Annotated in this window: 1 protein-coding gene; it reads right to left on the bottom strand. The window is 62.0% G+C overall.

The annotated features are described in order from the left end of the window. Position 1 precedes the first annotated feature (1 nt). A complete protein-coding gene (locus Q6A51_RS20715; RefSeq protein ID WP_304575615.1) occupies positions 2-16171 on the bottom strand; it encodes a non-ribosomal peptide synthetase in 16170 nt (5389 codons plus the stop codon). Positions 16172-16234: the final 63 nt, after the last annotated feature.

Genomic DNA, 16234 nt, shown 5'->3' with positions numbered 1-16234 from the left:
TTCAGGCATCCTTGGAGACAATAGCGAGCAGGTCGCTTTCAGAGAGCAAAGCCAGTTCCTGTTCGAGCGCGAGCAGGTCGTCGGCGTCGTACAGCGCCAGTTGCAAGGTGTTGATGTGGTCGGCCAGAGCCATCAGCGAGTTCTGTTCAAAAAGGGTTCTGAGAGGAATGTCGACGCCGGTTTCCTCACGAATCCGCAGGGTCAATTGCACCGCTGTCAGGGAGTGACCGCCCAGCTCGAAGAACGAATCGTTACGACCGATGTGCTCGAAACCGAGCAGGTCGGCCCACAGGCTGGCCAGCAATTGCTCGGTCTCGCCACTCGGGGCTTCATAGGCGCGCTGGGCAAAGGCTTGCTGATCCGGTGCTGGAAGCCGTGCGCGGTCGAGCTTGCCGTTGGGGGTCAACGGCATGGCATCGATGATCACGAAAGCGCCGGGCAGCATGTACTCGGCCAGTTGCGGCGCGAGTTCTTCGCGCAATGCCGTGGCACTGAGGACATGACCGGCCTGCGCGACCACATAGGCCACCAGCCGTTTCTCGCCGGGCACGTCTTCGCGGGCGATGACGGCCGCTTCCTTGACCCCGGCACAGCCGGCAAGCCGGGATTCGATTTCCCCCAGCTCGATCCGGAAACCCCTGACCTTGACCTGGAAGTCGTTACGGCCCATGAACGCCAGGCTGCCGTCGCTCAGGTAACGGGCCAGATCGCCGGTCTTGTACAGACGGGCATTGGCTTCGTCGCTGAACGGGTCGGCCAGGAAGCGTTCGGCATTGGCGGCTTCCAGGTTCAGGTAGCCGCGAGCGACCCCGTGGCCACCGATATACATTTCTCCCGTAGTACCGAAAGGCACGGGGCGCAGGTGTGGGTCCAGCAGGTAAATACGGGTATTGGCCATGGGCTTGCCAATGCTCACCAATGCTTCCATCCGCCGGTCGCCTGCTGCTTCGCCCACATAAGCGGCGGTACAGGATACGGTCGCCTCGGTAGGGCCGTAGGTGTTCACCAGTCGGGTGTGAGCCGGCCGGATCCTGGCCCATTGCTCCAGCTTCTGCGCCGACAGAGCATCGCCGGTCACGTTGATCAGCCGCACATTGCCCAGGCAGGCCAGGGCGCGCTCCGGTTGTGGGTGCCAGCCGCCGACCAGGCTGTGCCAGTGGGCCGATGTCATGTGCAGCACCGTTGGAGCCGCTTCGCCGATCAGCCCGTCAGTGCCGAAAATCTCCTGCGTCGGCATCAAAGTGGCGCCTGCCAGCAGGGCCGGGAAAATTTCCTCGACCGACAGGTCGAAGTTCGGCGAGTTCTGCTGCAATACCAGATCGTCCGAGGTCATTTCAAACAGACTGGCTGCATCCAGGCTGTAATTGACCAGGCTGCGGTGCTCGATCATTACGCCTTTGGGCAGGCCGGTCGAACCCGAGGTATAGATCACGTAGGCCAGGTTTCTGGAACTCAACGCCAGGTCCGGGTTGTGCTCCTGTTCCGGGTTGCTCCGGGCCAGGAACCCGGCATCGATCAGCAATGTCGGGATCGACAGCTCAGGCAGCGAGTCCAGCCGTCCAGCCCGGCTGAGCAAGACCTTCGGTGCGCTGTCGGTCGCAATATGCGCCAGCCGCTCGGCCGGATAATCGGGGTCCAGTGGTACATAGGCGCCACCGGCCTTGAGAATGCCCAGCATGCCGATGATCAGTTCCGGGCCACGCTCCAGCAGCAAGGCAACCCGATCGTCCGGTTGCAGACCCTGGGCCAGCAACTGGTGGGCGACGAGGTTGGCCTGACGGTTGAGCTCCTGATAGCTCAGGTTCCGCTCGCGGTCCCGGACGGCAATCGCCTCGGGTTGGCGCAGCACCTGTGCTTCAAAGAGCTGGTGGATGCAGGTGTCCTGCAGATAGGCCGTCTGAGACTGGTTGAGTTCGACCAGCACTCGCTGACGTTCTTCGTCCGATAGCAGGTCCAGGTCGGCAAGCTCGATGTCCGGATTTTCCGCCAGTGCCTGGACCAACAGTTTCAGGGCTTTGAGTGTCATGTCGGCGATGCGCCGGGCATCCATGACCGGCACACTTTGCAGGGTGAGTGTCAGGTGCTGAGGATAATCGTCCACCGACAGCGACAGCGGATAGTCGCCGTTATCGACGTCGGTCAGCACCCGTATGCCGGGCCAGTCCGCCAGCCCTTCGGCAGCCCGGGCATGCAGGCGGTAGTTGAGCAGGCTGGTAAACAGCGGCAGGCCAGTGTCGATACCGCTGCAACTCTGGGCGGTGGTCAGTGCAGCCTGTTCGTGGCCCAGCAACTCGCTCAGGTCCTGATGAGTTTCGCCGATCAGGCCCTGAACGCTTCGTCCTGCCAGTTGTACGCGCACCGGCAGGGTATTGATAAACATGCCCACGGCACTTTGCGCCCCGGCACCGCCTTGCAGGCGGCCGGAGAGCACGGTGCCGAACACCACGTCATCGCGGCAAGTGCAACGTGCCAGCACCATCGCCCAGGCAGCATGCAGGATCGTCGCGGGCAGTACGCCGCGGCTTCGGGCCTGGGTGCGCAGGCTTTGGGTGAAGCCTTCGTCGAGTGTCAGGATGTGGTTCTGGAAGTCGCTCTGTACATCCATCACGTCGAATGGCGCAGTCGGGCTGTCCACGTCTGCCAGACGCCGACGGAAGTAGTCCTCATGCAGTTCGACCGGGCTGGCCAGAGTCTGCGCGACAAACTCGCGATAATGCTGGGGTTCAGGCAAGCGGGCTGCGTCGCCGTCCATGATCGTGCGGATTTCGTCGAGGACGATGCCCAGGCTCACATGGTCGTTGATGATGTGATGGTCAAGCAGTGTCAGCAGCCAGCATTGTGTGTCTACATCATGGGTGATGTGGGCGTGGATCAGCGGTGCCTTGCCCAGATCGATACGCTGACGGCCCGGCTCGGTGGCGCGTTCCAGTTGCCCGCGAATGTCGTCGCCTGTGAAGTCCAGACTGTTCACGGTCAGTCGTGCGTTGCGCTGTACTACCTGTAGTGGTTGCGGCAGGCCGCTCCAGTGTATTGAGGTGCGCAGGCTGTCATGCCGGTCGATGACCTGTTGCAGCGCCTCCAGGAAGGCATCGAGGGTTGCCCGCTCGCTGAATTCGAGGACCGAACGCACCAGATAGGCGTCGCCTTCCTGGTCCAGCAGATGGTGGAACAGGATGCCCTGCTGCAAAGGCACCAGTGGATAGACGTCCTGGATATTGGCCGCGCCGCCCGGTACTTGCATGACGATATGGTCGATGTGCGACTGGCTGAGCTCCACCAGCGGCAGCAGGTCCGGGGTCAGTTCTGTACAACCGGACGGTATCGGGTTGGCCGGTGTCTCGAATTGCAATACGTTGCCGTGCTGCAAGGTCGCAGCCAGTTCGTGCAGGCTTGGCGCGGTGAATACGCTACGCACGTCAGCGTTCAGGCCCAATTGACGCAGACGATCGATCAGCGTGACGGCCATCAGCGAGTGACCGCCCAACTCGAAGAACCGGTCATGGCGCCCGACTTTTTCCAGCCCCAGCAGTTCCTGCCAGAGCGTGGCAAGCACGGTTTCGGTTTCGCCCTGGGGCGCTTCGTTCCGGCGGCTGGTGAAGGCCTGCTGATCGGGCACTGGCAAGGCGCGGCGGTCGAGCTTGCCGTTAGGGGTCAGTGGCAATTCATCGAGCTGAACGAAGGCGCTGGGCACCATGAAATCAGGGAGCCGTTCAAGCAGTTGCGCGCGCAATTGCTCCACGGACAGTGATTCGCCGCACAGGTAGGCGACCAGCCGCAGGTCCCTGGCCTGTCCGGGCGTGTCGTCCCTGGCCAGTACCACCGCCTGGCGCACGCCCGGACAGGCGGCGAGGGCGTTTTCGATTTCACCCAGCTCGATGCGCAGGCCACGGATCTTGACCTGATCGTCATTACGGCCCAGGAACTGCAAGGTGCCGTCCGGCAACCAGCGACCCAGATCACCGGTGCGGTACATGCGTTGTCGATCGTTGCCGAACGGGCAGATCGGGAAGCGTTCGGCGCTCAGTTGTGGCTGATTGAGGTAGCCACGTGCGACCCCGGCACCGCCGATATACAGCTCACCGACCACGCCGGTGGGCAGCGGTTCGCCATGGCGGTCGAGGACGTAGACCCGGGTATTGTCCAGTGGTCGTCCAATACTTCGGTTCGGGGTGTCCTGCGGCTGGACTTCAGCGGCAGTCGTCACGATGGTCGCCTCGGTTGGCCCGTAGGTATTGAGCAGCCTTGGAGTATGGCCAGGGCGTGCGAACCACTGCTGCACGGCCTCTGTGCTCAATTCCTCGCCGCCGATGACCACCACGCGCACCTGCTCGGGAATCGGCGCCTTCTGGTCCTGAGCCAGCTGTTGCCAGAAGCGGGTGGGCAGGCTCACCACACTCAACCTGTTTTCCGCACACAAGGCCCAGAAGTTGCTGGCGTAGGTGAGCCAGTCATCGTTGCGCAAGACCAGCGTGGCGCCGCTGACCAACGCGCCGAAAATCTCCTCGGTGGAGGCGTCGAAGTTGACCGAAGCGAATTGCAGCGAGCGTTCTCCAGCGACCAGGCCGGTCAGCTTGCAGATTGCCGCCACTTCGTTGCGCAGGCCCGCATGTTCAAGCATCACGCCTTTCGGTGTACCGGTGGAGCCGGAGGTGTAGATCACGTAGGCCAGGTTCGATGCCGTCAGCCCAAGCGCAGCAGCATCCGGGTTGCTGTCATCGAGGGTGGTCCAGGGCTGGAACTCGTCATCCAGGGCAATCACTTGCAGGCCAGCGGGCAGTTCGCCCAGACGCTGCAAGGCCCCGTGCTCGCAGAGCAAGGCACGCGGTGCGCTGTCACGCAGCATGTACGCCAGGCGTTCCGCAGGGTACGCCGGGTCCAGCGGCACATAGGCTGCACCCGCCTTGAGGATCGCCAGCAAGGCGACGATCAGGCGCGGGCTGCGCTCGATGGCCAGTGCCACACGGTCATCGGGCTGGATGCCGGTGGCCAGCAGGTAATGGGCCAGGCGGTTGGCCTCGGCGTTCAGCTCGGCGTAGCTCAGTTGCCGGTCTTCGAAGATCAGTGCCAGTTCGTCAGGCTGATTGCGAACCTGTTGTTCGAACAGCTCATGGATGCAGGGATTGCCCGGTAATGGCCGTTCGGTTGCGTTCCAGCCATGCAGCACTTGCTCGCGCTCCTCCTCGTTGAGCAGCGGCAGGCGGCTTATCGTTTGCAGATCGTTGCCCAGCAGGCCGTCCAGCAAGGTCTGGAAGTGGGACATGAAGCGGGCAATGGTGCTGTCGTCAAACAGGTCGCTGGCGTATTCCACGCTGCCGGTCAGGTCGGTGCCGTCGTCGGTCAGTGACAGCGACAGGTCGAACTGGGTGCTGCGGTGTTCGTAGTCCTCGGCGCTCAGCGTCAGCCCCGGCAGTTGCAGGGCAGGCTCGGCGTCGCCGTTCTTCAGCGCCAGCATGCTCTGGAAGACCGGGCTGTGGCCCAGGCTGCGAGCCGGGTTCAGGGTTTCCACCACATGCTCGAAAGGCAGCTCCTGATGACTGAAAGCCCCCAGCGTGCTGGCTTTCACTTGCTCAAGCAGTTGCGTGACGGTCGGTTCGTCGTCCAGTCGTACGCGGATCGCCAGGGTATTGACGAAGAAGCCGATCAGCGACTCGGTTTCCTCGCGTTGCCGGTTGGCGACCGGTGTGCCGATCACGATGTCGGTCTGTCCGCTCAGGCGTGACAGCAACGCTGCCCAGCCCGCCATCAGAGTCATGAACAGGGTATTGCCATGGCGGCGACTCAGGGCACGAAGCCCCGACGTCAGTTCAGTGGGCAACGCAACGTTGTACTGGCCGCCTGCATGGCTCTGGACCAGTGGACGAGGGCGGTCGGTGGGCAGTTCCAGCAGGGTTGGCGCGCCCTGAAGGTGTTGTTGCCAGTAATCCTTCTGCGCCTGCAAGCGTGAGCCCGACAGCCATTGCCGCTGCCAGACGGCATGGTCGGCGTACTGGATGGCCAGAGAAGGCAGCGGATCGGTCTCGCCTTTGGCGAAAGCACTGTAAAGCGCGCTGAACTCGTCGATCAGCACGCCCAGCGAAGCACCGTCGGAAATGATGTGGTGCAGGGTTACCCAGAGCCGATGCTCGTCATCGCCCAGGATGACCAGATGCGCCCTGACCAGCGGCCCTTTGGCCAAGTCGAAAGGCTTGGCCACTTCTTCCTCGGCCATGCGTTGCAGAGTGAGCCGGTCCACTGGATGGGTGACGGTGGTTTCACTGATGACGATGCCACTGCCTGGCGCCGCGATATGCTGCTGCACTTGCGTGCCATGGCGCTCGAAGGTGGTACGCAGGCTTTCGTGGCGCTCCACGATCCTGGCCAGCGCCCGTTGCAGAGCAGCGCGGTCCAGCTTGCCGGTCAGGCGCAGCAGTGCCGGGATGTGATAGGCAGCGCTGGCGTTGCGGTCCAGTTGGTCGAGGAACCACAGACGCTGCTGGGCCAGGGACACCGGCAACGCTTGCTGGCGGTCTGCCAGAGGAATCGGTTGCGAACGGGATTGATCGGCCTGGGCGACATAGGCCGCCAGTTCCTGCAGCGAGGACTGGGCGAATAGCGTACGCAGGTCGATTTCAACACCCAGTTCGGTGTGCAGGCGAGCCTGTAACTGAACGCTCAGCAGCGAGTGGCCGCCCAGCTCCAGGAAGCCATCGTTGCGACCGACTCGCTCCACATGCAGCAAGTCCTGCCAGATGTTGGCAATCGCTTGTTCCACTTCACCCTGCGGTTCTTCATAGGCCCGGCTTGCCAGCGAGTCCTGGCCCGGAGCGGGCAGGGCGCGACGGTCGAGCTTGCCGTTGGCGGTCAGCGGCATGGCGTCCAGTTGCACGAAGGCGCTGGGCACCATGTATTCCGGCAAGCGCTTGATCAAACGTGCCCGCAGCTCTTCGGCAGAAGTCGGCTCGCCACAGACATAAGCCACCAACCGGTTGCTGCTGGCTTCGCCGGGGTTGTCTTCACGGGCAATCACTACCGCTTCACGCACCGCTGGAGAAGCCAGCAGTGCGCTTTCGATCTCGCCCAGTTCGATACGGAAGCCCCGGATCTTGACCTGGAAGTCGTTACGCCCGGCGTATTCCAGGCTGCCGTCGGCTTTCCAGCGACCCAGGTCGCCGGTCTTGTACAAGCGTGCCTGCTTATCACTGGAGAACGGGTTGGAGATAAAACGCTGGGCAGTCAGTTGCGGGTTATTCAGATAGCCGCGGGCCACACCGGCACCGCCGATATGCAGCTCCCCGGTCACGCCCACCGGCACTGGCTGACCACGCTTGTCGAGTACCAGCACCTGCATGTTGGACAGCGGCTTGCCGATGCTCGGACGGTCGCCCAGCTCGCTGATCAAGCCCAAAGAGGCATCGACCGTACACTCGGTCGGGCCGTACATATTGTAGAAATGGATATTCTGGCTCTGGCGCAGTTTGTCCCAGGTCGCAGCATTCAGGGCTTCGCCACCCAGCAGGACGCTGACCGGCTGGTAGCTGCGGCGCTCCAGCAAGCCAGCCGCCAGCAGGGTATCCAGCTGTGATGGCGTGGAATCGAAGGCATGGACCTGATGTTTCTCAAGGAAATCCAGCAGTTCATGGCCGCTGGCCCGGATCAGCGGTGGAATGATGATCAGGCGATGGCCGAAGAACAGTTGCGCGATGCCCTTGATGGACATGTCGAAGTAGAAGCCAGCATTGAGCGCGATATTGGCCTGTGGTGGGCAATGGGCGTGGGTGGTCTGCGCCATGACGTGGCTGAAGTTGAACACCGAACGGTGTTCGACCATCACACCCTTGGACTGCCCGGTTGAGCCGGAGGTGTAGATCACATAAGCCAGGTTCTCGGCACTCAAGCCCACGGATTCCGGGTCAAAGTTCTCGTCGTACTGCGGATCGTCATCGATGACTGCCGGGTCGTGCTCATCGAGCAGGATCAGCGCCGGGCAATAGCGAGCTGCAGGCAGGTGAGGAGTCAGGGTCTTCTGGCACAGCAGCAAACGGGCGGCACTGTCCTTGAGGATAAAGGCGATGCGATCAGCCGGGTGATTGGGGTCGATTGGCACATAAGCGCCGCCGGCCTTGAGCACCGCGAGCAGGGCCACGATCATCTCGACGCCGCGATCCGCAAAGATGGCGACCCGTTGTTCTGGCTGAATGCCGTGTACCAGAAGACGCTGGGCCAACTGGTTTGCGCGGCGGTTTAACTGAGCATAGGTAAGCTGTTGTTGCTCGAAAACCAGAGCGATGGCATCCGGTCGGGTCAGCGCCTGAGCCTCGAACAAGGTCTGCAAGGGTCTTGGCGTACCGAAGTCGATGGCAGTCTGGTTGAAACCGGTCAGTACCTGCTGGCGTTCAGCTTCGGACAGGATGTCGAGGGTGTCAGCCAGACGCAGCGGCGTCTGTTCCAAAGCGTCGACCAGCGTACTGACAGCCTGGATGAAATAGCTGGCAACACGCTGCGGATCGACACCGGCGGCTGTCTGGGTGGTCAGTGAGAAACCTTGGCCTTCATCGGCCATGGCGACTTCAATCGGGTAGTTGGTGCGGGCTTCGTTACTGAGGAAGCGCACGCCGTTCCATTGCAGTACGGCCTCGTCATTGGCCAGAGATCCACCATCGGTCTGATGGCGATAATTGAGCAGGGTGGTGAACAGCGGCAGCGAGGCCTGTACACCGCTGCAACGCTGGGCCAGCGCCAGAGAGGCCTGTTCGTGACCGAGCAACTGGCCAAGATCCCGGGCTACTTCGCTGACCAGTTCGCGGACACCTTGCCCGGCAAGGCTGATGCGCACCGGCAGGGTATTGATGAACACCCCCAGCGCCCGTTCGGAGCCGGACGAACCTTGCAGGCGGCCCGACACCACAGTGCCGAACACCACGTCGCTCTGATCGGTGCAGCGGGCCAGAACCTGCGCCCAGGCGGCATGGAACAGCACTGCCGGAGTCATGCCCTGGCGGCGGGCCTGCTCGCGGATGGCGTGGGCCAGCTCCGGTTCCAGGTACTGGCTGATTTCGCTGACGTCGGCTCCGTCGCCTTGCACATTGAGCAGATCGAAAGGGGCGGTAGGTGTATCGATTACTGCCAGACGTTCGCTGAAATAGGCTTCGTGAACCTCGGGCGTGCTGGCCAGGGTCTGGGCGACGAAATCCCTGTAAGGCATCGGTACCGGCAGTTGATCGCTGCGATCCTGCATGATCGTCTGGATTTCTTCGAGAATGATCGCAAGGCTGACGTGGTCGCTGATCAGGTGATGATCGAGCAACGCCAGCAGCCAGCGCCGGGATTGCGGGTCCTGGACGATCCGGGCACTGAGTAGCGGTGCCTTGGTCAGGTCCATGCGCAGATGGCGCGGGTCGCTTGCCCGTTGCAGTTGTTCAAGAGCTGTCGAGTGGCCTTTGAGTGCCAGTGTCTCTACCGGCAAGGTGGCCTGACGCTGAACGATCTGCACCGCCTGTGGCAGGCCGCTCCACTGAACGGAACTGCGCAGGATGTCGTGGCGGTCGATGACCTGCTGCAAGGCGTCGAGAAAGGCATCCAGGTGGGTGCGGTCGTCGAATTCGATCAGCGAGCGCACCAGATAGGCGTCGCCCTCGTGACCCAGCATGTGGTGATAGAGAATGCCCTGTTGTAATGGCACCAGCGGGTAGATGTCCTGGACATTCGCTGCGTCGCCCGGCACTCGCTGGGCCAGGGTGTCGAGTTGTTGCTGGCTCAATTGAACCAGCGGCAGCATGTCCGGCGTCAGCGCCGTGCAGCCATCGGGAATCAGGTTCGCCGGGGCGACGAACAGCGAGTCGTTGCCGCCCTCGATGGCTGTGGCCATGTCCCGCAACAGTGGTGTACTGAACACGGCCCGTACATCGGCGACCAACCCTTGCTCACGCAAACGCTCGATCAGGCTGACGGCTTTCAGTGAGTGCCCGCCCAAGGCAAAGAAGTGATCGTTACGGCCTACGGTTTCAATGCCGAGCACTTCTTGCCAGGCCTGCGCCAACAGGGTTTCGGTGGCACCTTGGGGCGCCTCGTGTGCGCGATTGGCATAGGCTTCGGCGGTGGGCTCGGGCAGCGCCTTGCGGTCCAGCTTGCGGTTGGCAGTCAACGGGAAGGCCGGCAGGCTCACGAACGCAGCGGGCATCATGTATTCAGCCAGTAGCGGAGTCAGTTGCGCGTGCAGCTCTGACGCCTCGATGCTCTGGCCGTCACGGGGAACGACATAGGCCAGCAGGCGCTTTTCACCTGCACTGTCGGCGCGGGCAATGACCGCCGCTTCCTTGATGCCCGGCAGGCTGCCCAGACGGGCCTCGATTTCTCCCAGTTCGATGCGGAAGCCCCGCACCTTGACCTGGAAGTCATTGCGGCCCAGATATTCGATACGTCCGTCCGGCAGATAGCGGGCCAGGTCACCGGTCTTGTACATGCGGGCGTCAGGCTGATCGCTGAACGGGTCTGCCAGGAAACGCTCCAGAGTAATGGACTCCAGATTCAGATAGCCTCTGGCTATGCCATCGCCGCCGATGAACATTTCCCCCGAAGCACCGAACGGTACGGGTTGTTGCTGCTCGTCCAGCAGATAGATCCGGGTGTTGGCCATGGGTGTGCCGATGGTGGCATTGCCGCTGGCTTCGCTATCGTCGGCAGAACCCTGCACATAGGCGGCAGTGCAAGACACCGTCGCTTCGGTCGGGCCGTAGGTATTGACCAGCTTCACATGGGCCGGGCGGATGGTTTCCCACTGTTGCAGCTTTTGTGCGGACAGCGCATCGCCGGTCACGTTGATCAGGCGCACGTCTTTCAACTGCCTTGTGGCCAACTCGGCATTCAGGTGCCATTCACCCACCATGGTGTGCCAGTGGGCGGCGGTCATGTGTACCATGGTCGCGACGGGTTCATCGTCATCCTGCCGGGTGCCGAACAGGCTGCGGGTCGGTTTCAGGGTCGCGCCAGCCAACATGGCCGGGAAGATTTCTTCGATGGAAAGATCGAAGTTCAGGGTGTTCTGCTGCAACACGGTGTCGCGGGTGCTCAGCTCGAACAGACGGGCCGCATCGAGGCTGTAGTTGACCAGTGAGCGGTGTTCGATCATGACCCCTTTCGGGTTGCCGGTGGAGCCGGAGGTGTAGATCACATAAGCCAGATGCTCAGGCTTCAGGTCGGCAACGAACGGATTGTCATCGCGGCCCTCGATGGGCTCATCCAGCAGCACCAGCGGGATCGACAGTTGTGGCACGCGCCCCAGAACCTCGTGCTGGCTGACCAGCACCGAGGGCGCGCTGTCTTCCAGCATGTAGGCAATGCGTTGTTCAGGATAATCCGGGTCCAGCGGCACATAGGCCGCGCCCGCCTTGAGAATACCCAGTAAACCGACCACCATCCTGGCGCTGCGCTCTACGCAGATCGCCACCCGGTCGTCTGGTCGAACCCCCAGGCCGATGAGGTGATGCGCCAGGCGGTTGGCCTGCCGGTTGAGTTCGCTGTAGCTCAGGCGCTGGCCCTCGAAAGCCACTGCCAGCTCATCGCCGCGCACGCTGGCCTGATCCTCGAACAGACTATGGATGGTCCGGTCGTGGGGGTAAGGTGTGCGGGCGGGGTTCAGATCCTGCAGCACCCGCTGACGCTCGCTGGCGTCGAGCAGTTCGATATGTTCCACCACCGAGCGGTCGTCGTCGGCCATCGCTCGCAGAATGCGCTCGAAGTAACCGAGATAGCGCTGTGCTGTGGCTTCATCGAACAAGGCGGTGGCGTATTCGAGGTTACCGCTCAGGCGGCCATTGGCTTCACCCAGGTCAAGGGACAGGTCGAATTTGGCGATGTCGTTCAACAGGCCAAGGTCTTCAAGCAGCAGTTCGCCCAGTTCGGCCTGGCCGACGCCGGTGTCCTGCCAACTGAGCATGGCTTGAAAGATCGGGGTGTGGGACAGGCTGCGGAACGGATTGACGATTTCCACGACCTGCTCGAAAGGCAGGTCCTGATGACGCTGGGCAGCCAGGGTCTGGGCCTTGACCCGTGCCAGCAGCGATCCGACATCGGGTTGCCCCGAGGTGTCGACACGAATCGCCAGGGTGTTCACGAAGAAGCCGATCAAAGGCTCGACTTCGGAACGGGTCCGGTTGGCCATGGGTGAACCGATCACCACTTCGTCTTGACCGCAAAGTCGGCTGAGCAGGGCGGCCCAGGCGCTCATCACGGTCATGTACAGGGTTGCGCCGTGGCGTTGGCTCAAGGCCTTGAGAGCCTGGGTCAGTTCTTCGTCAAAGGCCACAGGCAGGCTGGCACCGCTGTAGCTCTGTTCCGCCGGGCGTGGCCGGTCGGTTGGCAGGGTCAGCAGTGCTGGCGCATCGGCCAGTGTTTCCTTCCAGTAGCGGCTTTGCTTCTCCAGCACCTCGCCGGTCAGCCAGCGACGCTGCCAGGCAGCGTAGTCGGCGTATTGCAACGCAAGAGGCGGCAATGGGTCGGCATGACCCTGACGCAGCGCGTCATAGAGCGCGGCCACTTCACGGGTCAGCACGCCAATCGACCAACCATCGGAGATGATGTGGTGCAGCGTCACCAGCAGTACATGCTCGGTTTCACCCAGGCGAATCAGCGTGCCACGCACCAGCGGGCCGCGCTCCAGGTCGAAAGGTGCCAGAGCTTCTTCATGGGCCAGGGCCTGCATCTGCTGTTCGGCATCTGCCTGGCCCGACAGGTCGATGCGTTTCAGGGTAAAGCCGATGTTCTCGGCATCGATGACTTGCACCGCCTGCTGACTGGCATGGGGCACGAAACGGGTGCGCAATACCTCATGGCGGGTGACCACACGATCCAGAGCGCTTTGCAGTACCGAAACGTCGAGCGTGCCACGCAGGCGCAAGCCCGCCGGCATGTGATAAGCCCCGCTGGCACCTTCCATCTGCGCCAGAAACCACAGGCGCTGTTGGGCGAACGACATCGGCAGGTCTGCTTCACGGTCAACCGGCGTGATGTCCGGCAGGCTGCTTCTACCCGCGCTTGCAGCAATCTGCGCAAGATCCGCAAGTGTCGGGTGGGCAAACAGCTCCGCCAGGTCCAGCTCGATGGACAGTTGCTGACGCATCTGGGAAATCAGTTGAATGGCCAGCAACGAATGGCCACCCAGCTCGAAGAAGTGGTCTTCACGCCCCACTTGAGGGACTTTCAGCAGGTTTTGCCACAACTCGGCAAGGGCGTTTTCCAGCTGGCCTTGAGGCGCTTCATAGCGACGGCTGATCACGTCGTCTGCTGTCGGTGCTGGCAGCAGGCCGCGATCCAGTTTGCCGTTGCCAGTCAGCGGCAGGGTTTCCAGGCCGACATAAGCGGCAGGCACCATGTAGGCGGGAAGCTGGGCGTGCAGGTGGTCGCGCAGTTCACGGATATCCAGCGCAGAGTCGCTGGTCGAGGTGAAGTAGGCCACCAGACGTTTCTCGCCGGACGCTTCGTCGCGAGCCAGCACCACAGCTTCCTTGATGGCCTCATGCAGGGCCAGCTTGGCTTCGATCTCGCCCAGCTCGATACGCTGCCCCCGGATCTTGACCTGGAAGTCGTTACGGCCGATGTACTCGACCGCGCCATTGTCCAGCCAGCGGCCCAGATCGCCGGTCTTGTACAGGCGAGCCTGCGGGTCACGGGAGAACGGATCACGCACAAAGCGTTCGGCGCTCAGATCGGGAAGGTTCAGGTAGCCACGAGCAACGCCCACGCCACCAATGTTGATTTCACCCGCCACACCCACAGGCGTCGGCTGGCCATGGGGATCGAGGATATAGATCTGGATATTGGCGATAGGCCGGCCAATCGGCACGCTGTCGCCTTCGTCAGTCGGGCGGCACTGCCAGGACGTGACGTCGATGGCGGCTTCGGTCGGGCCATAGAGGTTATGCAGCTCGACCGGCGCCAGTTGCTCCTCGAAACGTTTCTGCAGACTGCGAGGCAAGGCTTCGCCACTGCACAACACGCGGCTCAGGGCGGTAAAACCCTGATTGTCGCCATGCTCCAGAAACACTTCCAGCATCGAGGGGACGAAGTGCAACAGGGTGATGCTTTGTTCGCGCATCACCTGAGCCAGATAGGCTGGGTCCTGATGGCCGCCAGGGCGCGCCATGTACAGATGAGCGCCGGTCAGCAGCGGTAGGAAGAATTCCCAGACCGATACGTCAAAGCCGAAAGGCGTCTTTTGCAGCACTCGATCTGTGTCATTGACCCGGTATTCGTCCCGTGCCCACAACAGGCGGTTGACCACACCCCGGTGCTCGTTCATCACACCTTTTGGCTTGCCGGTGGAGCCTGAGGTGTACAGCACATAAGCCAGATGGGTGGCCTCAAGGCCCAGCAATGCCGGGTCTGGATTGGTGTCCGGGAACGCGGAGCGATCAATGTCTTCGTCAACCAGCAGCACGGGGATGTCTGCCCGTGCGACGTGATCCAGCAATGCCCCTGAGGTCAGCATCGCCACCGGTGCGCTGTCGTCGAGCATATAGTCCCGGCGATTGTCCGGCAGGTCCGGGTCTATCGGCACGTACGCGCCACCGGCCTTGATAATCGCCAGAAGCGCGACTACCAGCTCGTTGCTACGGCGCAGGGCCACGGCGACCCGGGCATCCGGTGTTACACCTTGCTTGATCAGTTGATGGGCCAACTGGTTGGCACGCTGATTAAGCGCGCTGTAGCTCAATGACTGGCCGTTATGGTCGCTGACCGCAGCCGCATCAGGCGTACGTTCGACTTGCTGCTCGAAGAACCCGTGAATCAGTTCATCGCGAGGATAGTCATGCTGTGTGGCGTTGAAGGTGTGCAGCACGCGGTCCTGCTCGGTTTGCGGCATGATCGGGAATTGCGCGACAGGCAGCGCGTGGTGCTCGATAAGGGCTTCAAACATCGACACCATGCGGCCCTGAATGACCTGGACTTCTTCCTGAGTGAAGAAGGCGGTGTTGAAGTTGAAGTCCAGATAAACATCGTCTGAGGCATGGTAGTCACGGACGAAGATTGCCAGTGGCAAACGCTCGTAACCGTTGTCCTGGGTGAAAATCTCGGTTTCCTGACCGCCCAGCGTCGCGTCGCCATTGAGGCTTTCAAATGAAATCGACACGTCAAAAAGCTGCCGACGACCTTGCTGGGCAAGCTTCAAGGTGCGGTTGAGTTCGGCAATCGGAAAGCGCTGGTGCCGATAGCAACGGCGCAACTGGCCTGCCGTGACCTGCATCAGGTCTATAAGCGAAGCCTGGGTATCGACTTCCAGACGGATCGGGCTGACCGACGAGAACATGCCCACGGTCGCCTTTTGCCGGGCATTGGTACGGTTGTGGACCGGCATGCCGATCACGATGGAGTCTACGCCCGTGGTGCGACAGAAATAGGTGCTGATCACCGTCATGAACACGTGAGCCAGGGACAGACCCTGGCCAGTAGCGAACTCGGCCAGTTCGTTGAACAGTTTGCGCGGCATCATCGTCTGCACCTGGGCGCTGGGTGCAACGCCGTTACCAGGGACTGCAAAACGCTGTTGCAGCAGCGGCGGTGGCAACTCGGCGAAGACTTCCTGCCAGAACGCCCGGTCCCGCTCGAAACGACTCGATTCCAGGTAGCCGCGATCCTCTTCGAGGAAAGACAGATAGGACGGCCCCTGGGCCGGATCGTCTTCACCAATGAGCAGGCCGTTATAAGCCTGCTCCACTGCGCGTCCCATCAGCATGACGCTGATGCCATCGGTCATCAGGTGGTGATAGCGGGTCAGCCAGTAATAAAGCTGTGGCCCGCAACGCACCAGACGAACACTCCAGAGCACACCGGTCAGCGACGCAAAGGGGCGGCGGAACTCTTCCTGCAGATACGCTCTGGCGACTTTTTCCGGGTCCTGCTCGCCGGAGAGATCCACCACTTCCAATGCCACATCGACCCGAGGCAGGACACGCTGGCAGGCGACACCGTCCTGTACATCGAAACTCAGGCGCAGGGAATCGTGACGTTCCACAACCAGCTGGATGGCCTTCTCGAACAGCGGGACATCGATCTCGCCACGGATCTCCATCGCCATGCCTATGTTGTAGTAAGGCAACTCGGGATGAGCCATCTGATCGAGCCAGATACCTTGCTGGACGGAGGCGAGCCCGTACGCCGGGGTTTCTTGTTCAAGCACCTGGGGAGTGGACGAGGCCATGTTGGATCACCTGTATTGCGCAGTCAGTGAAGGCTCGTCTACGGGCGGTGGGCAGGCAGGCTG

It is taken from the genome of Pseudomonas serbiensis (genome assembly GCF_030580745.1).
GTDB lineage: Bacteria > Pseudomonadota > Gammaproteobacteria > Pseudomonadales > Pseudomonadaceae > Aquipseudomonas > Aquipseudomonas serbiensis.
Note: the sequence above shows the minus strand (reverse complement) of the source record. Positions and strands in the feature narration are given on the sequence as shown.

What these genes read in the sequence shown, in the direction of transcription:
- Q6A51_RS20715 (WP_304575615.1), bottom strand. Translation starts at nt 16,171, where the DNA reads ATGGCCTCGTCCACTCCCCAGGTGCTTGAACAAGAAACCCCGGCGTAC.